Source organism: Streptomyces sp. NPDC060031 (assembly GCF_042736805.1).
Taxonomy (GTDB): Bacteria; Actinomycetota; Actinomycetes; order Streptomycetales; family Streptomycetaceae; genus Streptomyces.
In genome coordinates this window covers 1-24,895 of record NZ_JBHWVM010000100.1, presented here as the reverse complement: position 1 = coordinate 24,895, position 24,895 = coordinate 1, and the positions used below count along the sequence as shown (strand labels likewise).

Sequence of the window (24,895 nt, the reverse complement as noted above, 5' to 3'; positions counted from 1 at the left end):
AAGCACCACGTCCACATGAGCCAGGCCCTGACCCTCCTGGGCGAGACCGACCGGGCCTACGAGACCCAGAAGCAGGCCCTCAACCTGTCACGGGCGCCGTCCCTGATGACCCGGGCCCTCATCGCCATCGACACCGCGTCCTGCCGGGCCCACGACGGCGAACACGACGAGGCCGCCCGCATCGCCGCCGGGGCGACCGGTACCGCCGAGCCCGCGTACCCCGTACAGCCCTCGGCCCTGACGGCCCACCAGACGGCCCCCGCCCCGCAGCCGCAGCCCACCGCGGAGGCGCAGCCCACCGCGGAGGCCTCGGCGGCGACGGCCTTCGACCTGCTCTACGCCCGCGCCGCCGGCGCCCTCGCCCGCCAGGCCTACCTGCTCACCGGCCGCCGCGCCCTCGCCCTGGAGTCCGTCGAGCGGGCCTTCCACCAGGCCTGGCAGCAGTGGCCCGAGGTCGCCACCGACCCCGACCCGGTGGGCTGGGTGCGCTCGGTGACGTACGAGCACGCCCTCTCCCCCTGGCGTCACCTCCGCCGCACGCACCGGCATCCCGACCAGCCCCCGGCCGACCCCGCCGACCGGATCCTGCTGGACGCCATGCTCGCGCTGCCGCCGGCCCACCGCCGTACGGTCCTGCTCTACGACGGTGTCGGGCTGGACCTCCCCGACACCGCCGCCGAGACCGAGGCCACTACTCCCACGGCCGGCAGCCGCCTGGTCCACGCCCACGAAGAGCTCGCCGACCTGCTCCCCGAACTGGCCGCCGCAGCGCCCGAGAAACAGTCCGCCGTGCTGCGCGACCGGCTGGGGTCACTGCGCCCGGCCGTACCGCTCCAGCCGCGCCCGGCCGCCGAGGTACGCACCGCCGGCGAGCACCGCATCCGGCTGTGGACCCGCGCCGCCCTCGGCCTGACGGCGGTCATCGCGACCGCGACGGCGTACACGGCCGCGACCGCGCCCACCGGCTTCGTTCCGCCGCAATCCCCCGGCGCGAGCGTCTCCGGCGTACCCCCGCTCAGCGGCCCCCAGCAGCTCACCGACAAGGGACGGCAGCTGCACGACAAGCTGCGGGGCGATCCGTCCGCCGGAACCGCCCGCATCCACCCCAAGGGCGAATAGCGGACGGGCGGAAACGCGAACGGGCGTGGCCCGCACCCCTCACAGGGTGCGGGCCACGCCCGTCACTGCACGACTACTACCGGGCGGCGAGGATCTCGCGCGCCAGCTTGGCCGTCTCGGTCGGCGTCTTGCCGACCTTGACGCCCGCGGCCTCGAGGGCCTCCTTCTTGGCCTGCGCGGTGCCGGAGGAGCCGGAGACGATGGCGCCGGCGTGGCCCATGGTCTTGCCCTCGGGGGCGGTGAAGCCCGCGACGTAGCCGACGACCGGCTTGGTGACGTTCTTCGCGATGAAGTCCGCCGCACGCTCCTCGGCGTCGCCGCCGATCTCGCCGATCATGACGATCAGCTCGGTGTCGGGGTCGGCCTCGAACGCCTCGAGGGCGTCGATGTGCGTGGTGCCGATGACCGGGTCGCCACCGATGCCGACGGCGGAGCTGAAGCCGATGTCACGCAGCTCGTACATCATCTGGTAGGTCAGCGTGCCGGACTTGGACACGAGACCGATCTTGCCGGGCTTGGTGATGTCGCCCGGGATGATGCCGGCGTTGGACTGGCCGGGGGTGATCAGACCCGGGCAGTTCGGGCCAATGATCCGCGTCTTGTTGCCCTTGGCGGTCGCGTACGACCAGAAGGCGGCGGAGTCGTGCACCGCGATGCCCTCGGTGATGACGACGGCCAGCGGGATCTCGGCGTCGATCGCCTCGACGACGGCGGCCTTGGCGAAGGCCGGCGGGACGAAGAGGACGGAGACGTTGGCGCCCGTCTTCTCCATCGCCTCGGCGACCGACCCGAAGACCGGGATCTCGGTGCCGTCGAAGTCGACGGTCGTGCCGGCCTTGCGCGGGTTCACGCCGCCGACGATGTTGGTGCCGTCAGCCAGCATCAGCTTGGTGTGCTTCATGCCCGTGGCACCGGTCATGCCCTGGACGATGACCTTGCTGTCCTTGTTGAGGAAGATAGCCATGTGAGTCTGTGACCTCTGCCCTTACTTCGCAGCCGCGAGCTCGGCGGCCTTGTCGGCCGCGCCGTCCATGGTGTCCACGCGCTGGACCAGCGGGTGGTTGGCGTCCGAGAGGATCTTGCGACCCAGCTCGGCGTTGTTGCCGTCGAGACGGACGACCAGCGGCTTGGTGACCGCCTCGCCCTTGTCCTCGAGCAGCTGCAGCGCCTGGACGATGCCGTTGGCGACCTCGTCACAGGCGGTGATGCCACCGAAGACGTTGACGAAGACGGACTTGACGTCCGGGTCGCCGAGGATGATCTCGAGACCGTTGGCCATGACGGCGGCGGAGGCGCCACCGCCGATGTCCAGGAAGTTGGCGGGCTTGACGCCGCCGTGGTTCTCGCCGGCGTACGCGACGACGTCGAGGGTGCTCATGACGAGACCCGCGCCGTTGCCGATGATGCCGACCTCACCGTCGAGCTTGACGTAGTTGAGGTTCTTCGCCTTGGCGGCGGCCTCGAGCGGGTTCGCGGCCGCGTGGTCCACGAACTCCTCGTGGCCCGGCTGGCGGAACTCGGCGTTCTCGTCGAGCGAGACCTTGCCGTCGAGCGCGATGACGTCGCCGGAGGCGACCTTCGCGAGCGGGTTGACCTCGACGAGGAGCGCGTCCTCGGCGATGAAGGTCGCCCACAGGGTCACGAGGACCTCGGCGACCTGCTCGGCGACCTCGGCCGGGAACTGCGCCAGGGCGACGATCTCGCGGGCCTTCTCGATGGTCACGCCCTCGTTGGCGTTCACCGGGACCTTCGCGAGCTTCTCGGGGGTCTCCTCGGCGACCTGCTCGATGTCCATGCCACCCGCGACCGAGGCCATGGCCAGGAAGGTGCGGTTGGTGCGGTCGAGGAGGTAGGAGACGTAGTACTCCTCCAGGATCTCCGGAGCGGTCTCGGCGATCATCACCTTGTGGACCGTGTGGCCCTTGATGTCCATGCCGAGGATGTCCGTCGCACGGGCGACGGCCTCGTCCGGGGTGGCGGCGAGCTTGACGCCACCGGCCTTGCCGCGGCCGCCGACCTTCACCTGCGCCTTGACGACCGACTTGCCGCCCAGCCGCTCCGTGGCCTCGCGCGCCGCCTCAGGCGTGTCGATCACTTCACCGGCCAGCACCGGTACACCGTGCTTGGCGAAGAGGTCCCTCGCCTGGTACTCGAACAGGTCCACGCGCGTCCGTCCCTTGTCTTCAAAGATTCGCAGTGATTCGCGGTTGTCTGCTATCTGCGTGGGCGTGCCGCGGAGGGCAACGTGACGGCGCTGTCACAAGGGGAGCGCACACGGTGACCGTGGACGCGGCATGTCCGTCCCGCAGGTTATCCCCGTGGGACGTTGGTCCCTAAATCGCAGATCACACCTGAGCGGTGATACCTGTCACAGATCGCCTCACGGTTGAACTGCATCTTCGTGTGATCTGCCGGTGTACGGGGGCGTCGGTCGGGACTGCGGCGACGGTCGGCCGGGGGCTCGGTCAGGGCACCGGGAGGGGGCGCTTCTCCAGTGCCGCGGCCATTACCTCCGGGAACAGGTCGGGGGTACAGGCGAACGCCGGGGCGCCCAGCGCGGCGAGGGCCGCGGCGTGTTCGCGATCGTAGGCAGGGGCGCCCTCGTCGGACAGGGCGAGCAGGGTCACGAACTCCACACCCGCGCTCTTCATCGCCGCGACCCGCTTGAGCATTTCGTTGCGTATGCCGCCCTCGTAGAGATCACTGATCAGGACCACGACGGTGTCGGCGGGCCGGGTGATCTTCGACTGGCAGTAGGCGAGGGCGCGGTTGATGTCGGTGCCGCCGCCGAGCTGGGTGCCGAAGAGCACGTCGACGGGGTCGTCCAGCTGGTCGGTCAGGTCGACCACGGCGGTGTCGAAGGCGACCAGGCGGGTCGCGATCGAACGCATCGAGGCGAGCACCGCCCCGAAGACGGAGGCGTAGACGACGGAGGCCGCCATGGAACCCGACTGGTCGATGCAGAGGATCACCTCCTTCTTCACCGCCCGCGCGGCCCGGCCGTAGCCGATGAGCCGCTCCGGCACGACCGTGCGGTACTCCGGCAGGTAGTTCTTCAGGTTCGCCCGGATGGTCCGGTCCCAGTCGATGTCGTGGTGGCGGGGACGGCTGATCCGGGCGGAGCGGTCCAGCGCGCCGGTGAGGGTGGCCCGGGTGCGGGTCGCGAGCCGCTTCTCCAACTGCTCGACCACCTTGCGGACCACGGCCCGCGCGGTCTCCTTCGTGGTCTCGGGCATCGCCTTGTTGAGGGAGAGCAGGGTGCCGACCAGGTGGACGTCCGGCTCGACGGCCTCCAGCATCTCCGGTTCGAGGAGCAGCGCGGACAGGCCGAGCCGGGTGATGGCGTCCCGCTGCATGACCTGGACCACCGAGCCGGGGAAGTACGTACGGATGTCCCCGAGCCAGCGCGCGACGTTGGGCGCGGACCCGCCGAGCCCGGCCGCCCGCTCCCCCGAGGCCTTCCGGGACCCGGCCGCCCCGCCGCCCGGTCCCCCGTACAAGGCCCCGAGCGCCGCGTCCATGGCCGCGTCCCGCCCATTCAGCGCGCACCCGGTCCCGTCCCCCTCTCCCCCGCCCAGCACCATCCGCCACCGCCGCAGCCGCTCGCCCCCGGCGGCGCCGGGGCCACTGCCGTCCGTCTCCGTACCCACACCGCCCGTCGCCCCGGCCTCTCGGGACACCGCCCGGTTCTCCGTACTGGTCATCTGTCCGTCCCCCTGCACTCGTCATGTCCGACGACCCACGCCGCCGACCTGCTCCGCCTCATGGCCCCACCGGCCCACCGGCCCCCCATCCAGCCCGTCTGGCCCACCTCCTGCCTGCGCAGCCCCGTAGGCCCGCCGGCCCACTGGCCCTGCCGGCCCATCCGGCCCATCGGCCCCCGTCCAGCCCATCCAGCCCCGCCGGGGCTTCAGCCGGGGGCCGCGGCGAGCAGGCGCCGGGCCAGGCTCGCCGCCGCGTCGGCGCGGGTCGGGTCCAGGTCGGGGGCGAAGCCCTCCGGGGCGAAGCCGCGCGACGAGCGGGCCGACCGGGCCGCGGGTCCGCGGCGGACCAGCTCGCCCAGGGTCCGCTTGACTCCCGGCTCGTACGCTCCGAACGTCCGCCGCAGCAGCGGCAGTACGTCGATGAACGCGCCCTCCGGCACCGACAGCAGCCACGCGTCGATCAGCCCGAGCAGCCGGTCGTCGTGCACCAGCAGGGTGCCGCCGCCCCCGCTGCCGCCCGCGAAGCCCTCGATCCAGCCCGCCGCGTCCGCCGGTGCGGACGCCGGGGACAGCGCGAGCCCCATCAGCCGGGCCGTCTCCTCGGGCGGCAGCCGCCCGTCGTCGAGCAGCAGCCGGGCGGCGCGGCCGCGGATCAGCCCGGGTATGCCGTCCCGCCCGGCCAGCGTGCGCAGTACGGCCGGCCAACGCCCCCGCAGCCCGGCACCGCCGTCGCCACCGCCACCGGCATCCGCACCGGCGAGCAGCCCGACCGCCCCGTGCACCCCGTCCACGTGCCCCCGCAGCTCCGCCGCCGCGTCGGCGTCCAAGCCGGCCGCGCAGGCCGACGGCAGGGCCACGCATATCCGCTCGGCGAGCCCGGCCGCGACCGTGCCCAGCGCGGCCGCGTCGGTGCCACGGACATCGCCGTACCGCAGTGAACGGGCCAGCGCCGGCAGGGCCTTGGCGAGCCGCGCCACATCGGTGTCCAGCGCGGCCCGGTCGGCGAGCGCCCGCAGTACGGCCGGCAGCGCCTGCGACAGCCCGGCCAGCAGGCACCGCTCCGCCAGCGCGGTGACCTCGCCCAGCTCCCCCGCGCCCGCCGCGTCCGCCTCGGCCCTGGCGGTGGCCGCCGCCAGAACGGTGGTCCCCCATATGCCTGCCTCGGCGACCCGCACCGCCAGCTCCGGCTCCCAGCGGAGCCGCCAGGTCTCGCGGAAGGTGCCGGTGCTGCCCCGGGAGGCCGTGGGTCTGCCCCAGTCGATGCCGAGCAGCCGCAGCCGGTGCAGCAGCAGCGACTTGGCCGCGTCCGCGTCCTTGCGCAGGTCGAGCTCCAGCTCCCGGTCCTGCGCCTCGGCCTTGAGCCGCAGCGAGCGCTGCTGCCGCGTCAGGTCGCGCTGGAGCGGTACGACGGGCGCCCCGTCGGGGATCTCGCCGAGCACGTCCCCCACGACGAGCCGGTCCTCGATCAGCGCGAGCGGTATGTCGGAGCCGTCGCACATCACCGCACGTACCGCCTCCAGGGTTTCCGTCAGCCCCGGCAGCGGCCGTCCCCGCATCGCGGCCAGGGTCTCGGCGAGCCGGACCGCCTCGATGACGTGGGCGGAGGACACCTGCCGGTCCTCGTCCCGCAGCAGGCCGGCGACCTTGGTCAGCCACCGCTCGACGGGCCGGTCCCGGGCGGCGAAGAGGTGCGCGTACCAGCCGGGCGAGGTGATGCCCGCCCCGTACCCGCCGGCGCGGGCGAGGCGCCGGTGGGTCCAGGGCACCCAGGCGGTCTCCACCTTCACCTTGGGCAGGCCGACCAGCAGCGCCTTGTCCGCGGCCGCGGTGGTCTTGGCGCGCAGTGCGGGGACGTGCCAGGCCCCGCACACCACGGCGTAGTCCTCGCCGAACTCCCGTCCGGCGGCGCGCATCCGCTGGCGCATGTGGGCCTCGCGCACCAGGTCCCGGCGGTGGCCGCCGTCCCCGTACGCCTCGCGCAGGGCGCCCATGGCCTCGCCGAGCGCCTCGAAGGCGCCGAGCGGGTCCGCGGGCCCGGCGGCCCCCCGGTGCTCGACGACGTCCTCCCACCAGCGCTCGGGGTCGTCGTACCCGGCGGTCCCGGCCAGTACCGCGAGCGGGTCGACCCGTACGGAATCCGGCTCGCCCGCATCCCCCGGCTCCCACCCGGCGGCCAGCGAATGCGCCGCCGGGAGGTCGATGAACCGGACCGGTACGCCCTGCCGTTGCGCCCAGCGAATGGCGACCCACTCCGGGGAGAAGCCGGCCAGCGGCCAGAACGCGGCCCGGCCGGGGTCGTCGGCGGCGTGCGCGAGCAGGGCGACGGGCGGCCGCATCCCGGGGTCGGCGGCCAGCGGCAGCAGGGCGTCCCCCTCGGGCGGTCCCTCGATCAGTACGGCCCGCGGCCGCGCCGCGTCGAGGGCGGCCCGCACCGCGCGGGCGGAGCCGGGCCCGTGGTGCCGTACGCCGAGCAGCAGCGGCCCCTCGGTCAGCGCGGCCGCCGGAGCCTGTGGGCTCATACCGTCACCTCCCGGCAGGCGCGGTAGAAGTCCTTCCAGCCGTCGCGCTCGCGGACCACTGCCTCCAGGTACTCCTGCCAGACCACCTTGTCGGCGGCCGGGTCGCGCACGACGGCCCCGAGGATCCCGGCGGCCACGTCGGAGGGGCGCAGGACGCCGTCCCCGAAGTGGGCCGCCAGGGCGAGGCCGCCCGTGACGACCGATATGGCCTCGGCGGTGGACAGGGTGCCGCTGGGCGACTTGACCTTCGTGCGGCCGTCGTCCGTGACTCCGTCGCGCAGCTCGCGGAAGACCGTGACGACACGGCGGATCTCCTCCAGGCCCTCGGGCGCGGCCGGCAGGTCGAGGGCGCGGCCCATCTCGTCGACGCGGCGGGCGACGATGTCGACCTCGGCGTCGGCGGTGGCGGGCAGCGGCAGCACGACGGTGTTGAAGCGGCGGCGCAGCGCGCTGGAGAGCTCGTTGACCCCGCGGTCGCGGTCATTGGCGGTGGCGATGAGGTTGAACCCGCGGACGGCCTGCACCTCCTGGCCGAGCTCCGGTATCGGGAGCGTCTTCTCGGACAGGACGGTGATGAGGGTGTCCTGTACGTCGGCGGGGATGCGGGTGAGCTCCTCGACGCGGGCCGTCATGCCGTCGGCCATGGCGCGCATGACCGGGCTCGGTACGAGCGCTTCGCGGCTGGGGCCGTGGGCGAGGAGGCGCGCGTAGTTCCAGCCGTACCGGATGGCCTCCTCGGGGGTGCCGGCGGTGCCCTGGACGAGGAGGGTGGAGTCCCCGCTGACGGCGGCGGCGAGGTGCTCGGAGACCCAGGTCTTGGCGGTGCCGGGGACGCCGAGCAGCAGCAGCGCCCGGTCGGTGGCGAGCGTGGTGACGGCGACCTCGACGATGCGGCGCGGGCCGACGTACTTGGGCGTGATGGCCGTGCCGTCGTCGAGGGTGCCGCCGAGCAGGTACGTCGCGACGGCCCACGGGGAGAGCTTCCAGCGGGCCGGGCGGGGCCGGTCGTCGGCGGCCGCCAGGGCTTTCAGTTCGTGCGCGAAGGCGTCCTCGGCGTGCGGTCGCAGTGCCTCGGCGTCGGTGCCGTTCCCGGTCGTGGTCATGGTCCCCCTCCAATGCTCGGCAGCCGCTTCCGACTGCTGGGACCACGGTGCACCACGCCACTGACAACGCCCCCTGACAAAGCCGTTGTTGCAGGTCAGAGCGATTGTCAGTGGGGGTCTCTACGGTGGTTCACATGACTGAGCAGGGGGTCCGCTGGACGGCGGAACAAGTACTGGCTCTGGCTCCTGACGATGCATCACGCAAGGCGGGAGGCAGGCTGGGAGGGGCGGGTCCGTGGTCACAGACCGGAGGTTCCGCTTCCGGTGCGGTGTGGGGCTTGTGCAAGGGCAGCGGCAGTACGCCGTACCGGACGGTCGTGGACCTCGCGGGTCCGGCGTACAAGTGCTCCTGCCCGAGCCGGAAGTTCCCGTGCAAGCACGCGCTGGGGCTGCTGCTGCTCTGGGCCGCGGAGGGGCTGGGCGAGCCCGCCGGGGCGCCCGACTGGGCCGGCGAGTGGCTGGCGGAGCGGGCGGCGAAGGCCGCGCGTCCCGCTGCCGCGGCGGCCGGGCCGGCCGATCCGGAGGCTGCGCGACGCCGGGCCGAGCGACGGGCGGCGCGGATCGGGGCGGGCGTCACCGAGCTGGAGCAGCGGCTCGCCGATCTGCTGCGCGGCGGCCTCGCCGGGCAGGAGCAGGCGGGGTACGCGGCCTGGGAGGAGACCGCCGCGCGGATGGTCGACGCCCAGGCGCCCGGACTGGCCGCGCGGGCGCGGGAGTTGGGGACGATACCCAGTTGCGGCCCGGGCTGGCCCGCCCGGATGCTGGAGGAGGCGGCGCTGCTGCACCTGCTGGACCGGGCCTGGCTGGGGGTTTCGGACCTGCCGGAGCCGTTGGCCGCCACGGTTCGCGGCCGGGTGGGACTGCCGTCGTCGGCGGAGGGGGAGGAGGAAGTCGTACGGGACCGCTGGCTCGTGCTGGCCCAGTACGACACGGCTTCGCCCGACGGACGGCTCATCACCCGCCGGACATGGCTGCGCGGGCTGGCGAGCGGGAGGCCGGCCCTGGTGCTGGACTTCGGCCCGCCCGGGCGGCCTCCGGGGCTCGCCCTGCCCGTCGGACTGGCACTGGAAGCGGAAGCCCGCTTCCGGCCCGGCTCGGCGGGGCTGCGGGCGGACCTCGGGGAGCGGTTCGCGGCGGCCGAGCCGTGCGGGGCGGCGCCCGTGGGGGTGAGTACGGGCGCGGCGCTCGAGGCGTACGGGGCGGCGCTGACCGCGGACCCGTGGCTGGAGTCCTGGCCGGTGGTGCTCGGCCCGGTGGTGCCGATACCGGGCCCCTCGGGGGACGACGCCGGCTGGCAAGTGGCGGACGCGGAGGGGACGTCCGCCCTGCCGGTACCGCTCAGCGGGTCCGCGGGCCGTTCCCGCGCGGGTCTGTGGCAGCTGGCCGCGCTCTCGGGGGGTGACCCGGTGACGGTGTTCGGCGAGTGCGGACACCGCGGCTTCACCCCGCTCACGGCCTGGCAGGCGGGCTCCTCGGAGCCGGTGGCGCTGGTCTGAGCGGGGGCTTGGAGGAAGCGGCGGCGCGGGGGCGCCGACGTGACGATTCGAAACGAGTGAGCCGGGGGGCTGCTGTGGACGACAACCACGCGAGTTGAGACACGCGTTACGGGGAGAGGACTGCTCCGGTCCCGCGGAGGGGGCGGGACCGGAGCTGGGGGCACAGAGGAAGGGCGGGACCAGATGGATACGGACGCGCATACGCATACGGGCACGCACACGGACGCGGACCCGATTCAGGGGGACTGGGAGGAACTGGTCGGCGCCGCGCTGCTGGGAACCGAGCGGCGACAGGGCAGTCCGGAGGCGCTGCTGGACGCGGCGGCCGTGCTCACCGTACGGCGCCGGGCCGGACTGCGGCCCGGCGAGGCGGGCCCGCGACCGGATCCCGCGCCACGGGATCCGCGTCCGGCACCGCCGCAGGCGGCTCGGCGCCGGCTCGCGCAGTTGCTGGCCGGGCGGACCGCCGCGGGCAGCGGCGGGCGGCGGGGGGCCGCCCCGGACCTGACCGAGCTGCTGCCGCAGTGGCTGGCCGCGGCCGGCCGGCACGGCTACCGGGCGCCGGCCGCGCTGGTGCCCGCGCTGCTGGACACCGCGCGGGCCCGTACGGACCTGCGGCCGCAGGCGCTGGCCCTGGCCGGGGTGCGCGGGCTGTGGCTGGCCCGGCTCAATCCGGACTGGCGGTTCGCGCTGCGCGGCGGGGCGGGCGGCGCGGGGGAACTGCCCGCCGTCACCGATGCGGCCGGGGTGGAACTGCTGTGGCAGGAGGGGCTGTTCGCGGAGCGGGTGGCGCTACTGGGCGCCGTACGGGCCCATGAGGCGGCGGCCGCGGTGCGGCTGCTGGAGACCACCTGGGCCACCGAGCGGGCCGAGGACCGGCTGATGTTCCTCGACTCGCTGCGGGTGGGGCTGTCGGAGGGGGACGAGCCGTTCCTGGAGGCGGCGCTGGGCGACCGCAGCCGCAATGTCCGGGCCACGGCCGCCGAGCTGCTGTCCGCGCTCCCGCGCTCGGCGCTGGCCGGGCGGATGGCGGAGCGGGCGCTGGCCTGCGTGGGGCCCGAGGGGGTGAACCCGCCGGCCGAGTGCGATGGGGGGATGCTGCGCGACGGCGTGGTGAAGCGGCCGCCCGCCGGGCGCGGGGAGCGGGCCTGGTGGCTGGGCCAGCTCGTGGAGGCGGCGCCGCTGTCCTGCTGGCGGGAGCGGTTCGGGGGGCTCGGCCCGGCGGAGATCGTGGCGTTTCCGGTGGCCGAGGGCTGGGCCGAGGAGTTGCATGCGGCGTGGTGCCGGGCGGCGGTGCGGCAGCGGGATCCGCTGTGGTCGCACGCATTGCTGGGCTCGGCGTCCGCGCCGCCGGCGGCGGGCCCGGCGACGGCCTCGCTGGCGGAACGGGCGAAGCTGCTGTCGATCCTGCCCGAGGGGGAACGGGCGGAGTGGGTGGCGGAGTTCATACGGGCCCACGGGCTGTCGGAGGCGTTCCAGTTGCTCGGGGCGTGCCTGGTGCCGTGGGCGGGGGCCCTGGGCGAAGCCGTGGTGGACGCGCTGGACAACGCCCGCGAGGCGGGCAGCTACCCGTGGAGCTTCAGCGGGGTGATGGGCCTGGCGGAACGCTGCCTGGACCCCGCGGCGGCGGACCGCCTGGACTCCCTGACGGCCACCCCGCAGAACCCCCTGGACCCCACGGACCCCTCCCCCGGCGCGGCGGCCTACTGGACGGAAGCCTTCCAACGCCTCACCGCCACCCTCCGCCTCAGAGCGACGATGCTCGCGGAACTCACCCCACCCTGACCCGCCCCGCCCCACCCGACCAGCACCCAGGCAGCGGAGGCCGGGGGCTGGGGGCCGGGGGCCGAAGGGCCGGAGGCTGGGGGGGGCCAGCGCCAGGGGTTGGGCCTGGCGGCCCGGGGAGGCCCGGGCCAGGGACCGAGGCCTCCCCGGCCAGGGGCGGCCGGGGAGGCAGGGCCCGGGCCTAAGGCGCGGCTGGCGCCCAGGGTCGGAGCCGGGCTCCGGGGCGGCGGCGGGGGTGCCGCCGGGGGCTAGTGGCGGACGTTGGCGTTGACCCAGTCGACGATCGAGGTCGTCGTGGCGCCCGGGGTGAAGATTTCGGCGACGCCCTTCGCCTTCAGGGGCTCGATGTCGGCCTCCGGGATGATGCCGCCGCCGAAGACCTTGATGTCTTCCGCGTCGCGCTCCTTCAGGAGCTCCAGCACGCGCGCGAACAGCGTGTTGTGCGCGCCCGAGAGGATGGACAGGCCGATCGCGTCGGCGTCCTCCTGGATCGCGGTGTCCACGATCTGCTCGGGGGTCTGGTGGAGGCCGGTGTAGATGACCTCCATGCCCGCGTCCCGCAGGGCCCGCGCGATCACCTTGGCACCGCGGTCATGGCCGTCGAGACCCGGCTTGGCAACCACCACACGGATCGGACCGGTCACACCCATCGCACTGCCTCCCGAGTGAACGAACGTTAAGTACAGCATCGCGCACGCCGCCGTTTCGCGGTCAACCACGAGGGGGAAATCACACGTGGGATGGCGTGCCGCGCCACCGCGCCGACAGCCGCACGGCACGGTGGCGTGACCCGTCGCGGTCCCAAGAGGCTTAGGGGAGGCCGTCGATGGGGCTGTCCGTACCCGTGTTCATACCCGTGTCCGCATCCGGGGCCGCCCTGCGGGCCGGAATTCTCGAGGCGATCGTACTCGGCGGGCACCTCCTGCTCTATCCCACCGGCGTACGCCAGGAGAAGCCCGGCGCGGCCGTCGGCGAGCGGGCGCCCGTCCTTCTGCTGCACGGCTTCACCGACAACCGTTCCGTCTTCGTCCTGCTGCGCCGCGCCCTCGGGGCGGGCGGCCGCCGGCAGGTGGAGGCGTACAACTACTCCCCCTTCATCCGCGACCTGCGCGTCACCGCCCGCCACCTCGCCCGCCGCGTCGAGGAGCTGTGCGAGCGCACCGGGCAGGAGCGGGTGGACCTGGTCGGGCACAGCCTGGGCGGACTGGTCGGGCGGTACTACGTCCAGCGCCTCGGCGGCGACGCCCGCGTGCGCACGCTCGTCACCCTCGGCACCCCGCACTCCGGCACCCGCGTCGCCCCGTTCCTGGACGCGCACCCGCTGGTCCGGCAGATGCGCCCGGACTCCGAGGTGATGGCGGAACTGCGCGCACCCGCGCCCGGCTGCCGGACCCGATGCGTAGCGTTCTGGAGCGAGTTCGACGTGCTGATGGCCCCGACCGGGACGGCCCGGATCGAGCACCCCGACCTGATCACGGAGAACGTGCAGGTCACCGGCATCGGCCATCTCGCCCTGCCCGCGCACCCGAGTGTCATTGCCGCGGTCCGGCGCGCCCTGGACGGCCCCGGCCTGGCCGCGGTCGCGCGCCCCGGAACCGCATCGGTCGCCTGAACACCAACCGGCCGACACTCGAACGAATTTCGAACTCAAGGCCAAGGCTGCGTCTTCCAGCGACCGAAAGACGGCCGAATGCCCGGTTCCCCCGATCCTGGACGCCTCGGAAGATTGTCGTTGCCAGTAACCGCCGGGTACAGTCACGCCACTGCTCTCCCCGAGGAACATCACATTCCTCGGCCACCCAGGCCCCCACTGCCGAGGCGAAAGAGAAGTTGGTGAACGACCGCCCCTCGTCGGGCCAGTACCCCGATTACGGGTATGACGGCCTTTCCACCACCACTTTCGCTGGTGACTCGCCTCAGGTTTCCTATGAAACCCAGGGGCAGGGATACAACTACGCTGCTTACGGGTCATATGACACGGGTGCGTACGACACCACCGCCTGGACCACGCAGGAGAATTACGCCCATCCTTCCCAGGACGGCTACCTGTCGACCATCCCCGCCCAGGGCGTCCCCGAGGACGCCACGGGCCAGTGGGATGCGAGTGCCTGGAACACGCCGAGTACGGACTACCAGGCCACGGACTTCGGCTACGACACCACCTCCGTGGACCAGACCGCGACCGGAAACTGGTCCATGCCGGGCTACAGCACGATGACCGGTACCGGTCCCGGTACTGAGACCGGCGCCACCGCCTGGAACACCGTTCCGCAGGAACAACCCCAGCAGGAACACCAGGCTTACGAGTACACGTACGACTACGCGTACCAGCCCGAGCAGCAGCCCGAGCAGCAGCCCGCGTACGACTACACCGCCGAGGCCTACAGCCAGACCGCCGTGTTCGAGGTCATCGAAGACGGCACCGAAGACGGCGGCGACGGGGCCCCGGACGTCGACCCGGTGCACGACCTGCCCACGCAGGCCATGCCGGTCACGTCCGCGGCGGCGCCGCTCGAACCCCGTCCCTCGCGCCGCGCCGGCGCCAAGGGCTCGGCGAAGTCCTCGGCGAAGTCCTCGGCCAAGCCCGCCGCCGCGAAGAGCAGCAGCGGTGGCAACAGCCGCCGCCGGACTCCGGCGAAGCGTTCCGCCCTGCTCACGGTGGCCGTGCCCTCGGCCTGCGTGATGGGCGTCGCGGGAGTCGCCGCCGCCTCCGTGGGCGGGCTCACCGGCGCCGACATGCCGGCCGACGACTCCACCACCACCATGGCCGCGCCCGACCCGGCCTCGGTGGTGCCGGTCGCGGCGAACAGCAAGCTCGACACCCAACTGGCCGCGCTCAGCGCCGACGCGGGCGACTTCGCGGACCGCGCGAGCCGTACGCAGGAGCGCATCGACCTGCACCAGCGCCAGGAGGACGAGAAGAAGAGGAAGGCGGAGGAGGCCGCGGCCAAGGAGGCGGCGCGCCCCAAGTTCGCGATCCCCGTCGAGCAGCACGGCCTCAGCGCCACCTTCGGGCAGGCCGGCGGCATGTGGATGTCCGTGCACACCGGTATCGACTTCCCGGTCTCCTACGGCACTCCGGTCATGGCCGCCACCGACGGCACCGTGCGCACCCAGTTCAACAGCGCCTACGGGAACATGGCCATAGTCACCGCGGCCGACGGCACCGAGACCTGGTACTGCCACCTGAGCAGCACCAAGATCCGCTCCGGGAAGGTCAAGGCCGGCGACGTCATCGCGTACTCCGGCAACTCGGGCAACTCCACCGGACCGCACCTCCACTTCGAGGTCCGGCCCGGCGGCGGGGCCGCGATCGACCCCCTGCCGTGGCTCCGCAGCCACGACCTGGACCCGAACTAGGGCCTCCCCCGGCCCAGCCGAAGCGGAGACTGCCGAAGCGGAAGCCCCCGCCGCCCCCGCCCGCCGCCCCCGCTACAGCTTCTGCACCGGCGCGTAGCGCAGCAGCAGCCGCTTGGGCTTCTCGTCCCCGAAGTCGATGGTGGCCTGCGCGTCCGCGCCGGCTCCCTTGACCTCCATGACGGTGCCCAGCCCGAACTGGTCGTGAGTGACCCGGTCCCCGACCACCAGCGCGATGACCGGCTTGTCGGCGGCCCGGCGCGTGGCGAACCCGGACGGGCCCGACTTCGTGCGCGACGAGGACAGGAACGACTCCGGCGAGGTCCCGAACGTCGCCTTGCCCCCGCCCGAAGACCCGTACCCCGAGCTGCGCATCGGGCCGGCCGGCTTCTGCGCCGCGCCCGTGCGCTTCCACTGCAGGTACTCGGCCGGGATCTCCTCGAGGAACCGCGACGGCGGGTTGTACGAGGGCGTGCCCCACGCGCTGCGCATGCTCGAGCGGGTCAGGTAGAGCCGCTCGCGCGCACGCGTGATGCCGACGTACGCCAGGCGGCGCTCCTCCTCGAGCTCCTTGGTCTGGCCCAGCGCCCGCATGTGCGGGAAGACCCCGTCCTCCATGCCGGTCAGGAAGACCACCGGGAACTCCAGGCCCTTGGCGGTGTGCAGGGTCATCAGCGTGATGACGCCCGTGCCTTCGGTGTCCTCGTCCGGGATCTGGTCCGAGTCGGCGACGAGCGCGACCCGCTCCAGGAACTCGGCGAGCGTCCCGCTGCCGGGAGCCGGGGCGCCGGTCTCGGCCGCTTCAGCCGCCGCCGCCTCCCGCGCCTGCTCGAACTCCAGGGCCACGGCCGCCAGTTCCTGGAGGTTCTCGATCCGCGTCTCGTCCTGCGGGTCGGTCGAGGCCTGGAGCTCGGCCAGGTAGCCCGTACGCTCCAGCACCGCCTCCAGCACCACGGCCGGGCCCGCGCCGGAATCGACGATGGTCCGCAGCTCCTCCATCAGGACGTTGAACCGCTTGACCGCGTTCGTCGAGCGCGCGGCCATGCCGAAGGCCTCGTCCACCCGCCGCAGCGCCTGCGGGAAGGTGATCTTCTCGCGCATGGCGAGCGCGTCGATCATGGCCTCGGCCCGCTCGCCGATACCGCGCTTGGGCACGTTCAGGATGCGGCGGAGCGGGACGTTGTCCTCCGGATTCGCCAGTACGCGCAGGTACGCGAGGACGTCGCGGACCTCCTTGCGCTCGTAGAACCGCACTCCGCCGACGACCTTGTAGGGCAGCCCGACGCGGATGAAGATCTCCTCGAACACACGGGACTGCGCGTTGGTCCGGTAGAAGATCGCGACGTCGCCGGCCTTGGCGTCGCCCGCGTCCGTCAGCCGGTCGATCTCGTCGGCGACGAACTGCGCCTCGTCGTGCTCGGTGTCCGCGACGTAGCCGGTGATGCCCGCGCCCGTACCGGCCTGGGTCCACAGGTTCTTGGCCCGGCGGTTCTCGTTGCGTTCGATCACCGCGTTGGCGGCCGACAGGATCGTCTGCGTGGAGCGGTAGTTCTGCTCCAGCAGGATCGTCGTCGCGTCCGCGTAGTCCTCCTCGAACTGGAGGATGTTGCGGATGGTCGCGCCGCGGAAGGCGTAGATCGACTGGTCGGCGTCACCCACCACGCACAGCTCGGCGGGCGGCAGGTCCGGGTAGCCGGTGCCGACGAGCTCGCGCACCAGCGTGTACTGGGCGTGGTTGGTGTCCTGGTACTCGTCGACCAGTACGTGCCGGAAGCGGCGCCGGTAGTGCTCGGCGACCTCCGGGAACGCCTGGAGCAGGTGCACCGTGGTCATGATGATGTCGTCGAAGTCGAGCGCGTTCGCCTCGCGCAGCCGCCCCTGGTACATCGCGTACGCCTGGGCCAGCGTCTTCTCGAAACCGTCCACGGCCTGACCCGCGAAGGCGTCCTCGTCGATCAGCTCGTTCTTCAGGTTCGAGATCTTGGCGCTGAAGGCCTTGGGCGGGAACTTCTTGGGGTCCAGGTCCAGGTCGCGGCAGACGAGCGCCATCAGGCGCTTCGAGTCGGCCGCGTCGTAGATCGAGAACGAGGACGTGAAACCGAGCCGCTTGGACTCGCGGCGCAGGATGCGGACGCAGGCGCTGTGGAAGGTGGACACCCACATGGCGTTGGCGCGCGGCCCGACCAGGCTCTCGACGCGCTCCTTCATCTCGCCGGCGGCCTTGTTGGTGAAGGTGATCGCCAGGATCTGGCCGGGGTGGACGCCGCGCGCGGACAGCAGGTGTCCGATGCGGTGGGTCAGCACCCGGGTCTTGCCCGAACCGGCTCCGGCCACGATGAGCAGCGGCGAGCCCGCGTGCACCACGGCCGCGGCCTGCTCCTCGTTCAGCCCGTGCAGGAGCGTCGCCGGGTCGATGACGGGCCTGGGGGCGCCGTCCCGGTAGTACGCGTCCCCGGACATGGGTACGTCGAACCGGCCGCCGAAGAGATCGTCCGCGCCCGTGTCCGGGGCGGGGTGATCCTCGGGCGGCGGCGGGACCTCGTCGGAGGGGGAGAGGTCCGCCAGGAAACTGTCGTCAAAGAGGCTGCTCATCGCCTTCCGAGTCTAGGGGGCGGGACCGACAGCCGGTCCCGGGCCCGGAAAATCGGAGGAATCGGAGGGGAATCGGCGGGGAACCGGCGGCGGATCGGATGGGGAGCGGCCGCATGTGCACCCGGACCCTTCCGAGGAACCCCCTCCGGCGCTAGCGTGCTCCGCCAACCGGAAGGAGGTGCCGGCCCGTGTCCTCGTACGCCCGGCGCGTACGTCCGCGAGGACTCGATCTTCTACCAGCCGATCCACGGCAGCGTCCGGCCGGGCTGACCGCGGGCGGGCCGCCGGCCGGCTCAGCCGAGCACGAGCTCCAGCAGCCCCGGGAAGCGCTGCTCCAGGTCGTCCCTGCGCAGCGCGAGGTAGAGCTTGCGGCCTTGGGGCCGCTGGCAGATCACCCCGCTCTCGCGCAGCGTCCTGAGGTGGTGCGTGACGCTCGACCTGGGCAGGTCCGGGACGACCTCGCCGCAGAAGGCCGCCTCGCCGGAGGCGAGTTTGCGGACGATCTCCAGCCGGACGGGGTGGCCGAGCGCGGCGAGGACCTCGACGAGTTCGAGGCGGTCGGCGGTGGGGTGGGTCAGCTCGGCAGCGGCAGGCATGCCCTCACTGTACGCAGAACTCGTACGGATGTACCCGACGCCATTGCCAGACCGTACGAGAATCTCGTACAGTCCGGCCGTACGAGATTCTCGTACGGTCGGCGGCACACGCCCAGCCGCACCGGACGCACACCCAGCCCCCTGAGGACACCCCATGCCCGACACCGCTACCCCCCTCGACGACGCCGCACTCGCGGCCTCCCTCGAAGGGGGCTTTTCCAGCCACCACGCCGAGGTCAACGGGACGCGCCTGCACTACGTGACCAACGGCGGCGGCGAGCCGCTCGTCCTGCTCGGCGGCTGGCCGCAGACCTGGTGGCAGTGGCACAAGGTGCTGCCGGAGCTGGGCCGCCGGTTCCGGGTGATCGCCGTCGACCTGCGCGGCATGGGCGGCTCCGCCAAGCCCGAGGGCGGCTACGACAAGAAGACGATGGCCGCCGACGTCCGCGCCCTGCTCGCCCACCTCGGCATCGGCTCCGCCCACATCGCCGGCCACGACATCGGCGCGATGGTCGCCTACGCCCACGCCGCCAACCACCCCGAGGCCACCGGCCGGGTCGCCCTGCTCGACGTCGCGCACCCCGACCCCGACTGGGCCCGGCAGCCGCTGCTCCCCGAGCCGGGGCGGATCCACAAGTGGTGGTTCGCCTTCAACCAGGTGCGGGACCTGCCCGAGCAGTTGCTCGCCGGCCGCTACCACGTCCTGCTGGACTGGCTGTTCTCCCGCGCCGCCACCGATCCCGCCGCCATCGACGCCCACTCCCGGGCGGTGTACGCGGCCGCGTACGACTCCCCGGAGGCGATCCGGGCGAGCAACGACTGGTACCGGGCCTTCACCCAGGACATCGCCGACCTCGCCGGCTACGCCCCGGTGACCGCGCCGCTGCTCGCCCTCGGCGGCGAATTCAGCAACTACGAGCTGCTGACCCGCGCGGTGCCAAAGCTGGGCACCGACACGCAGGTCGTACGCATCGACGGCAGCGGGCACTACCTCCCGGAGGAGCAGCCGGAGGCGGTCACGGCCGCGCTGGTGAAGTTCCTCGGCTGAACCACCCCAAACCCGCCGTAAAGCCGCCGCCGGCCGCCCCGTACGCTCGAGCCATGACTGTATTGATCAACATCTTCCTCGGCCTGCACATCATCGGGATAGCCTCGCTCCTCGGCGGGTTCCTGACCCAGATGAAGGCGATGGGCGCGGGCACCGCCCGCTTCGTGCCGGCGATGCTGCACGGCGCGCTGACCATGCTCGTCACGGGCGTCCTGCTCGTCGGCTTCCGCCAGATGGACGGCGGCCACCTCGACCACATCAAGATCGGCGTGAAGCTCGCGATCCTCTTCGTGGTCCTCGCCCTCGTCTACGTCAAGCGCGACGAGGAGCGGGTGGACAAGGCCCTGTTCGGTGCGGTCGGCGGGCTGACCATGGTCAATATCTTCATCGCCGTCCTCTGGCACTGACCTCACCGCGATACGGAAGCGACAGTTTCGGCCGCATCGGGCCACTTACGATCATCTCGTCATCCGACCGTTACCTTCGGGTCTAGCGTCCTCCTCCAAGCACCCGGCACGTGCCGACAGGCACCGGGAGAGGAAGGACGTGAGGCCCTCGTGGCCAGTCATCGAAAGCCCAGGCAGCGCCCGTTCTCCGGCGGCACCGTACGCACGACCGCCGCCACCCTCGCCCTCGCGGGCGCTGCCACCGCCACCGCGTTCGAAGGAACCTCCCAGGCCGACCCCCAGCCGACGCCCTCCCAGGTCAAGACGGAGGTGGACCGGCTCTACGAGGAGGCCGAGGCCGCGACCGACCAGTACAACGGGGCGAAGGAGAAGGCCGACGAGGCCCAGCGCGCGCTGACCGGCCTGCGCGACGAGACCGCCCGCAAGACCGACCAGCTCAACACCGCCCGCAGCGCGCTCGGTTCGCTGGCCGCCACCCAGTACCGCAACGGCACCCTGGGCGCCGCCGTCCAGCTGGCGATGGCCGACGACCCGCAGGGGTACCTGGACCGGGCCTCCTTCATCACCCGCGCCGGGGACCGCAACGCCGCCGCGATCTCCTCCGTACGCCACCGGCTCGACGAGGTCGGACAGCTCAAGGACCGGGCCGCCGGCCGGCTGGCCGACCTGCGCGCCCGGCAGGCCGAACTCGCCGACCGCAAGACCGAGATCGAGGGGAAGCTCGACGCCGCCCGCCGGCTGCTGGCCCGGCTCACCGCCGAGGAGCGGGCCGCGTACGAGGCCCGCTCCACAGGCAGCGCCCCCGCCGGCGGGCAGCACACCGCCCCGCCGCCTTCCGACGGATCGCGGGCCGCCCGCGCCGTGGCCTTCGCGTACGGGGCGATCGGCAAGCCGTACGTCTGGGGCTCGACGGGGCCGGGCTCCTTCGACTGCTCGGGACTGACCCAGGCGGCCTGGCGCGCGGCCGGGGTCTCGCTGCCCCGCACCACCTACACCCAGATCAACGCCGGGCAGCGCGTCTCGCGCGACCAGCTGGCCCCCGGCGACCTGGTGTTCTTCTACTCCGGGGTCACCCACGTCGGCCTGTACATCGGCAACGGCCAGATGATCCACGCCCCCCGGCCCGGTTCGACGGTCCGCTTGGCCCCGATCGACTCGATGCCGTGGGCCGGAGCCTCCCGCCCCGCCTGACGGTCGCTACGGCGCCTTGACCACACCGCTGAGCCACTGGAAGGTCTGGGGCAACTGCTTCGACCACGAGTCGAGGTTGTGGCCGCCGGTCACCTTCTCCGCGTGCACCACGGTCGGGTTCTTCGCGATCGCCTTGAGGTCCATGCCGGACAGGTAGCCGTCCTGCTCGGCCCCCGACATCCACAGCGAGACCGCCGGCGGCTTGGGCGCGGCCCCCAGTACGGCCTTCAGGTTGTGCGTGGCGCGCAGCTGCGGGTCCTTGGCGACCAGCGAGGAGGGCTCCTGGCCCGGGTCGTTGTAGCCCGACAGGGACACGGCCGCGCTGTAGCGGTCGGGGTGGGCGATGGCCAGCTTGGCGGCGCAGTACGCGCCGGCCGAGTACCCGGCCACGCCCCAGGTGCGGGCGTCGTCCGAGGCGCGGAAGTTGTCGGTGACCATCTTGCGGACGTCGACGCTGAACCAGCTGTCCGCGTTGACCTTGCCGGGGATGTTGGCGCAGCCGGTGTCGGCGTTGCCGAGCAGCATGGCGCGCGGGGAGACCAGGATGAAGGGCTTGACCTTGCCCTCCTTCATCAGCGGCTCCAGCACCTGGTGCGCCTTGAGGCCCTGGAACCAGGACTTGCCCGTCCCGGGTATGCCCGGGATCAGCTCGACCACCGGGAACTTCTTGTCCTTGTAGGCCGGGTCGTCGTACTGCGGCGGCAGCCACACCATGACGTCGCCCTTGACCCCGGAGATCTTCCCGTCGAGTTCGGTCTTCCTGACCCGCCCGCCGAGGCCGTCGACCACCTCGAAGGCCTGGTGCACCTTCGGCTCCGCCTTGACCTCCGCGGCCTTCTTCCCGCCGAGTCCGTCCGCGCCCAGGTCGGGGGCCGCGGTGACGTACTTGCCGGTGCCGAACAGGTCGCCCCAGGAGGCGTAGAAGGTCATGTCCCGGTTGACCCCGATGAACACCAGGGCGATGGCGGTGGCCTGGGCGAACACCACCATCGAGGCGCGGGTGGCGACCCGTACGACGGCGGGCCCGCGCGCCTTGCTCCACAGCAGCAGCGGCAGGAGGACGGCGATCGCGGTCAGCGCGACCGCCGTCGCGAAAAGGGGGGTCCCCGTCAGGCTCATCACGGCAACGAAGAGGGCCGCGCGACACGCCCCGGTTGCCCGAAACGCCTGCGGCATGGGTCACATCGGCCGGGAGGAAGACCCTCCCGGGGTCACACCAGCCGGCGGGCCGTCGCCCAGCGGGTCAGCTCGTGGCGGTTGGAGAGCTGGAGCTTCCTGAGCACCGCCGAGACGTGCGATTCCACCGTCTTCACCGAGATGAAGAGCTGTTTGGCGATCTCCTTGTACGCGTACCCGCGCGCGATCAGCCGCAGCACCTCGCGCTCGCGCTGCGTGAGCCGGTCCAGGTCCTCGTCCACGGGGGGCGCGTCCGTCGAGGCGAAGGCGTCGAGCACGAAGCCGGCCAGCCGCGGCGAGAACACCGCGTCCCCGTCCTGCACCCGGAAGACCGAGTCCACCAGGTCGGTGCCGGTGATGGTCTTGGTGACGTACCCGCGCGCGCCGCCCCGGATCACCCCGATGACGTCCTCGGCCGCGTCCGACACCGACAGGGCCAGGAACCGCACCGGGTTCTCGGCCGCCGTCATCAGCGGGGCGCAGCGGCGCAGCACCTCGACGCCGCCGCCGCCGGGCAGGTGCACGTCGAGGAGCACCACCTCGGGGCGGGTGGCGGTGATGACGGTGACGGCCTGGTCCACGTCGGCCGCCTCGCCGACGACCTCGACCCCGGTCCGTCCGGTCTCGCCGATCTCCGCCTGCACGCCCGTACGGAACATCCGGTGGTCGTCGACGAGCACCACGCGGACCCTCCTGGTCTCCGTCACAGCGCTGCCCTCGGTCTCGGTCATGCCGTTGCCGCCCTCTCCATCTCCAGCTCGACTTCCGTGCCGCCGTCGGGCGCGGACCGCAGCCGTGCGGTCCCGCCGTTGCGCTGCATCCGGCCGATGATCGATTCTCGTACGCCCATCCGGTCGTCCGGTACCGCGTCGATGTCGAAGCCCGGTCCGCGGTCGCGTACGGACACGAACACCGTCCGGCCCTCCACTTCGGCGTACACCTGCACCGGCCCGCCCTCGCCACCGTACTTGGCGGCATTGACCATCGCCTCGCGCGCGGCCTGGATCTGTGCGCCCAGCCTGTCGTCGAGCGGACAGTCGCCGACGACGACGACCTCGATGGGGACGCCGTGGTGGTCCTCCACCTCGGCGGCGGTCTTCTTCACGGCCTCGGCCAGCGTCGCCGGTTCCTCGGCCTCGTCCTTGCCGGTGCCCTCGGGCTTGTACAGCCAGTTCCGCAGCTCCCGCTCTTGGGCCCGCGCGAGGCGGCGTACCTCTCCGACGTCCTCGGCGTTGCGCTGGATCAGGGTGAGGGTGTGCAGCACGGAGTCGTGGACGTGGGCGGCGACCTCGGCGCGCTCCTGGGCGCGGATGCGCATCAGGCGCTCCTCGGAGAGGTCCTGGGTCATCCGGATCAGCCAGGGTCCGGCGAGCAGGGCGACGCCGACGAGGACGGCGAGGGTGGCGGTGAGTACGTTGCCCAGCTGGGCCGCGGAGCCGCGTACGACGATGAACACGGTGAGGCCCACGCCGACCAGCGCGACGCCCGCGAGCGCGCGGGCGACCTGGAACAGCCGCCCGTGGCGGCCGACGGCCTCGTTCCAGTGGGCGCGGCGGGCGTTGTCGGCCTGCCGCCATACGAGGACCACCCCGGCCCCGACCAGCAGCGTCGGCCACACGTAGCGGCCGGACGCGCCGCCGAGCTGGACCTTGGAGATGAAGATGCCGGCGCCGATGCACAAGGCGATCAGGGCGGTGATCTGGCCGCGCTCGGGCTTGCGCAGACGGCGCGTGCCGTCGGGGAGGGTCTCGAAGAAGGAGCGGTGCCCGGTGCGCCCGCCGACGCCGAGCGGTACGAACACCCAGAACGCGGCGTACAGCAGGATGCCGAGGCCGTCGCCCCACATGAACAGCAGCAGGAAGGCGAGCCGTACCCAGATGACGGGCAGCCCGAGGTGCCCGGCGAGTCCGCGCGCGACGCCGCCGAGCATCCGTCCGTCGGCGCTGCGGTAGAGCTTGCGCTGCGGGACTTCGTCGGAATCGGGTGCGTGCGGGATACGGGGGGCGGCGACGGCGGGCATGTCAACGATGGTCACACGCGCGGGGGCCGCCCGGCATCAGGGCGGCCCCCCACTTCTGTCCGGGGGATATCAGGGTTGTCCCAGGGTCGGGCCGGATGTCAGGAGGGTCGGCGGCCCGTCACCATGGACGCATGACCGAAGTGCACGACACCCCGCCGGCCGGGTCCGGCGCCGCCGCCCCGCCGCCTGCCGAGCGTCCGCTGCTGCGCCGCAGCAAGCGCGACAAGGTACTGGCCGGCGTGTGCGGTGGCCTGGGCCGGTACTTCGACCTGGACCCGGTCGTCTTCCGGATCGTGCTGGGCGTGCTCGCGGTCACCGGCGGTGTCGGGCTGATCTTCTACGGCTTCGCGTGGCTGCTGCTGCCCCTGGAGGGCGAGGACGACAGCGAGGCCAAGAAGCTGCTGACGGGCCGGGTCGAGGGCGCGACCCTGGCGGCGGTGTTCGCCGCGCTGGTGGGCTGCGCGCTGTTCCTGTCGATGCTGGACAACGGCGGCCTGGCGGTCTTCTCCGTCCTGGTCGTGCTCGCGCTGGGCGGGTCCTCGTACTGGTCGCAGCGCCGCCGCAGCGCCCCCGCCCCGCAGGCGCAGGCCCCCGCGGCGGCCGCGCACCGCACCGCTGCCGCGGAGACGAAGGCGCCGCCCGAGACGAAGGCGCCGCCCACCCCGGGCGGCCCGTCCTGGTGGCGGGATCCGCTGGTCAAGGACGGCACCACCGGCCCGGTCGGGTCCAGCGGGTACCTGTGGGGCCCGGACGATTCGGCCGCCACCGCCGCGGCCCCGCCC

The 24,895-nt window shown here is 72.9% G+C and carries 20 protein-coding genes; 9 read left to right on the top strand and 11 right to left on the bottom strand.

Annotation, left to right across the window (positions count from 1 at the left end; all coding sequences use genetic code 11):
* Positions 1-1,119 (top strand): RNA polymerase sigma factor (locus tag ACFWB8_RS31520; protein WP_385234762.1); only part of this gene is annotated, 1,119 nt, incomplete at its 5' end.
* Between the two features lie 76 nt (positions 1,120-1,195).
* Here the strand turns inward: ACFWB8_RS31520 and sucD are convergent.
* The 5 genes from sucD to ACFWB8_RS31495 form a co-directional block, all read right to left on the bottom strand.
* On the bottom strand, positions 1,196-2,083 hold the full coding sequence (sucD, locus tag ACFWB8_RS31515; protein ID WP_385234759.1) for a succinate--CoA ligase subunit alpha: 888 nt from the start codon (positions 2,081-2,083) through the stop codon (positions 1,196-1,198).
* Positions 2,084-2,104: 21 nt separating this feature from the next.
* Complete coding sequence (sucC, locus tag ACFWB8_RS31510; protein ID WP_385234756.1) at positions 2,105-3,283, bottom strand: ADP-forming succinate--CoA ligase subunit beta; 1,179 nt, start codon at positions 3,281-3,283, stop codon at positions 2,105-2,107.
* 301 nt (positions 3,284-3,584) lie between these two features.
* Positions 3,585-4,703, bottom strand: a complete 1,119-nt coding sequence (locus ACFWB8_RS31505; RefSeq protein ID WP_385234765.1) for a VWA domain-containing protein — start codon at positions 4,701-4,703, stop codon at positions 3,585-3,587.
* A gap of 326 nt (positions 4,704-5,029) precedes the next feature.
* Positions 5,030-7,342 carry a DUF5682 family protein gene (locus tag ACFWB8_RS31500; RefSeq protein ID WP_385234753.1) on the bottom strand — a complete coding sequence of 771 codons (2,313 nt, stop codon included), beginning with the start codon at positions 7,340-7,342 and terminating at the stop codon, positions 5,030-5,032.
* Entirely contained in the window at positions 7,339-8,445 is a 1,107-nt protein-coding gene (locus ACFWB8_RS31495) for an AAA family ATPase (protein WP_385234750.1), read from the bottom strand. Before ACFWB8_RS31495 ends, ACFWB8_RS31500 begins: the two co-directional genes overlap by 4 nt.
* Before the next feature lie 134 nt (positions 8,446-8,579).
* Here ACFWB8_RS31495 and ACFWB8_RS31490 point away from each other — a divergent pair, with 134 nt between their 5' ends.
* Together ACFWB8_RS31490 and ACFWB8_RS31485 are read left to right on the top strand one after the other, a co-directional pair.
* Positions 8,580-9,941 (top strand): SWIM zinc finger family protein, encoded by a 1,362-nt coding sequence (locus ACFWB8_RS31490; protein WP_385234747.1) that lies wholly within the window; start codon positions 8,580-8,582, stop codon positions 9,939-9,941.
* A 183-nt stretch (positions 9,942-10,124) separates the two neighbouring features.
* Positions 10,125-11,726, top strand: a complete 1,602-nt coding sequence (locus ACFWB8_RS31485; protein ID WP_385234744.1) for a DUF5691 domain-containing protein — start codon at positions 10,125-10,127, stop codon at positions 11,724-11,726.
* A gap of 248 nt (positions 11,727-11,974) precedes the next feature.
* Here the strand turns inward: ACFWB8_RS31485 and ACFWB8_RS31480 are convergent, their stop codons facing one another.
* Positions 11,975-12,376 carry a cobalamin B12-binding domain-containing protein gene (locus ACFWB8_RS31480; protein WP_385234742.1) on the bottom strand — a complete coding sequence of 134 codons (402 nt, stop codon included), beginning with the start codon at positions 12,374-12,376 and terminating at the stop codon, positions 11,975-11,977.
* A gap of 176 nt (positions 12,377-12,552) precedes the next feature.
* Here ACFWB8_RS31480 and ACFWB8_RS31475 point away from each other — a divergent pair, with 176 nt between their 5' ends.
* Together ACFWB8_RS31475 and ACFWB8_RS31470 are read left to right on the top strand one after the other, a co-directional pair.
* Positions 12,553-13,338: an esterase/lipase family protein gene (locus ACFWB8_RS31475; protein WP_385234739.1), complete on the top strand. Its 786-nt coding sequence runs from the start codon at positions 12,553-12,555 to the stop codon at positions 13,336-13,338.
* Positions 13,339-13,559: 221 nt separating this feature from the next.
* Positions 13,560-15,086, top strand: coding sequence for a M23 family metallopeptidase (locus ACFWB8_RS31470; RefSeq protein WP_385234736.1), 1,527 nt, complete (start codon positions 13,560-13,562; stop codon positions 15,084-15,086).
* Positions 15,087-15,158: 72 nt separating this feature from the next.
* On the opposite strand, the gene pcrA is transcribed toward ACFWB8_RS31470, so the two are convergent.
* Together pcrA and ACFWB8_RS31460 are read right to left on the bottom strand one after the other, a co-directional pair.
* On the bottom strand, positions 15,159-17,675 hold the full coding sequence (pcrA, locus tag ACFWB8_RS31465) for a DNA helicase PcrA (protein WP_385234733.1): 2,517 nt from the start codon (positions 17,673-17,675) through the stop codon (positions 15,159-15,161).
* A gap of 293 nt (positions 17,676-17,968) precedes the next feature.
* Entirely contained in the window at positions 17,969-18,271 is a 303-nt protein-coding gene (locus ACFWB8_RS31460) for an ArsR/SmtB family transcription factor (RefSeq protein WP_385234730.1), read from the bottom strand.
* Positions 18,272-18,425: 154 nt separating this feature from the next.
* Between ACFWB8_RS31460 and ACFWB8_RS31455 the strand changes: the two genes are divergently transcribed.
* The 3 genes from ACFWB8_RS31455 (at position 18,426) to ACFWB8_RS31445 (ending at position 20,917) form a co-directional block, all read left to right on the top strand.
* The gene (locus ACFWB8_RS31455; protein ID WP_385234727.1) at positions 18,426-19,319 is read left to right on the top strand and encodes an alpha/beta fold hydrolase; all 894 of its coding nucleotides are present in this window, start codon (positions 18,426-18,428) and stop codon (positions 19,317-19,319) included.
* A gap of 53 nt (positions 19,320-19,372) precedes the next feature.
* Positions 19,373-19,726 (top strand): hypothetical protein, encoded by a 354-nt coding sequence (locus tag ACFWB8_RS31450; protein WP_385234724.1) that lies wholly within the window; start codon positions 19,373-19,375, stop codon positions 19,724-19,726.
* Positions 19,727-19,876: 150 nt separating this feature from the next.
* Positions 19,877-20,917, top strand: a complete 1,041-nt coding sequence (locus tag ACFWB8_RS31445) for an NlpC/P60 family protein (protein WP_385234722.1) — start codon at positions 19,877-19,879, stop codon at positions 20,915-20,917.
* Between the two features lie 6 nt (positions 20,918-20,923).
* Here the strand turns inward: ACFWB8_RS31445 and ACFWB8_RS31440 are convergent, their stop codons facing one another.
* From ACFWB8_RS31440 to ACFWB8_RS31430, 3 genes are all read right to left on the bottom strand, one after another.
* The gene (locus tag ACFWB8_RS31440) at positions 20,924-22,036 is read right to left on the bottom strand and encodes an alpha/beta hydrolase (protein ID WP_385234719.1); all 1,113 of its coding nucleotides are present in this window, start codon (positions 22,034-22,036) and stop codon (positions 20,924-20,926) included.
* Between the two features lie 92 nt (positions 22,037-22,128).
* A complete protein-coding gene (locus ACFWB8_RS31435; protein WP_385234716.1) occupies positions 22,129-22,824 on the bottom strand; it encodes a LuxR C-terminal-related transcriptional regulator in 696 nt (231 codons plus the stop codon).
* Positions 22,821-24,113 (bottom strand): PspC domain-containing protein, encoded by a 1,293-nt coding sequence (locus tag ACFWB8_RS31430; RefSeq protein WP_385234713.1) that lies wholly within the window; start codon positions 24,111-24,113, stop codon positions 22,821-22,823. Before ACFWB8_RS31430 ends, ACFWB8_RS31435 begins: the two co-directional genes overlap by 4 nt.
* Before the next feature lie 131 nt (positions 24,114-24,244).
* Here ACFWB8_RS31430 and ACFWB8_RS31425 point away from each other — a divergent pair.
* A partial coding sequence (locus ACFWB8_RS31425; RefSeq protein WP_385234710.1) for a PspC domain-containing protein occupies positions 24,245-24,895 on the top strand: 651 nt, incomplete at its 3' end.

Bases quoted from the DNA above. Each gene is read 5' to 3' on its own strand.
- ACFWB8_RS31460 (WP_385234730.1), bottom strand. From the start codon at position 18,271: ATGCCTGCCGCTGCCGAGCTGACCCACCCCACCGCCGACCGCCTCGAA.
- ACFWB8_RS31475 (WP_385234739.1), top strand. From the start codon at position 12,553: ATGGGGCTGTCCGTACCCGTGTTCATACCCGTGTCCGCATCCGGGGCC.
- pcrA (WP_385234733.1), bottom strand. From the start codon at position 17,675: ATGAGCAGCCTCTTTGACGACAGTTTCCTGGCGGACCTCTCCCCCTCC.
- ACFWB8_RS31430 (WP_385234713.1), bottom strand. From the start codon at position 24,113: ATGCCCGCCGTCGCCGCCCCCCGTATCCCGCACGCACCCGATTCCGAC.
- ACFWB8_RS31505 (WP_385234765.1), bottom strand. From the start codon at position 4,703: ATGGTGCTGGGCGGGGGAGAGGGGGACGGGACCGGGTGCGCGCTGAAT.
- ACFWB8_RS31485 (WP_385234744.1), top strand. From the start codon at position 10,125: ATGGATACGGACGCGCATACGCATACGGGCACGCACACGGACGCGGAC.
- ACFWB8_RS31490 (WP_385234747.1), top strand. From the start codon at position 8,580: ATGACTGAGCAGGGGGTCCGCTGGACGGCGGAACAAGTACTGGCTCTG.
- ACFWB8_RS31495 (WP_385234750.1), bottom strand. From the start codon at position 8,445: ATGACCACGACCGGGAACGGCACCGACGCCGAGGCACTGCGACCGCAC.
- sucD (WP_385234759.1), bottom strand. From the start codon at position 2,083: ATGGCTATCTTCCTCAACAAGGACAGCAAGGTCATCGTCCAGGGCATG.
- ACFWB8_RS31440 (WP_385234719.1), bottom strand. From the start codon at position 22,036: ATGAGCCTGACGGGGACCCCCCTTTTCGCGACGGCGGTCGCGCTGACC.
- ACFWB8_RS31455 (WP_385234727.1), top strand. From the start codon at position 18,426: ATGCCCGACACCGCTACCCCCCTCGACGACGCCGCACTCGCGGCCTCC.
- ACFWB8_RS31500 (WP_385234753.1), bottom strand. From the start codon at position 7,342: ATGAGCCCACAGGCTCCGGCGGCCGCGCTGACCGAGGGGCCGCTGCTG.
- ACFWB8_RS31450 (WP_385234724.1), top strand. From the start codon at position 19,373: ATGACTGTATTGATCAACATCTTCCTCGGCCTGCACATCATCGGGATA.
- ACFWB8_RS31435 (WP_385234716.1), bottom strand. From the start codon at position 22,824: ATGACCGAGACCGAGGGCAGCGCTGTGACGGAGACCAGGAGGGTCCGC.
- ACFWB8_RS31480 (WP_385234742.1), bottom strand. From the start codon at position 12,376: ATGGGTGTGACCGGTCCGATCCGTGTGGTGGTTGCCAAGCCGGGTCTC.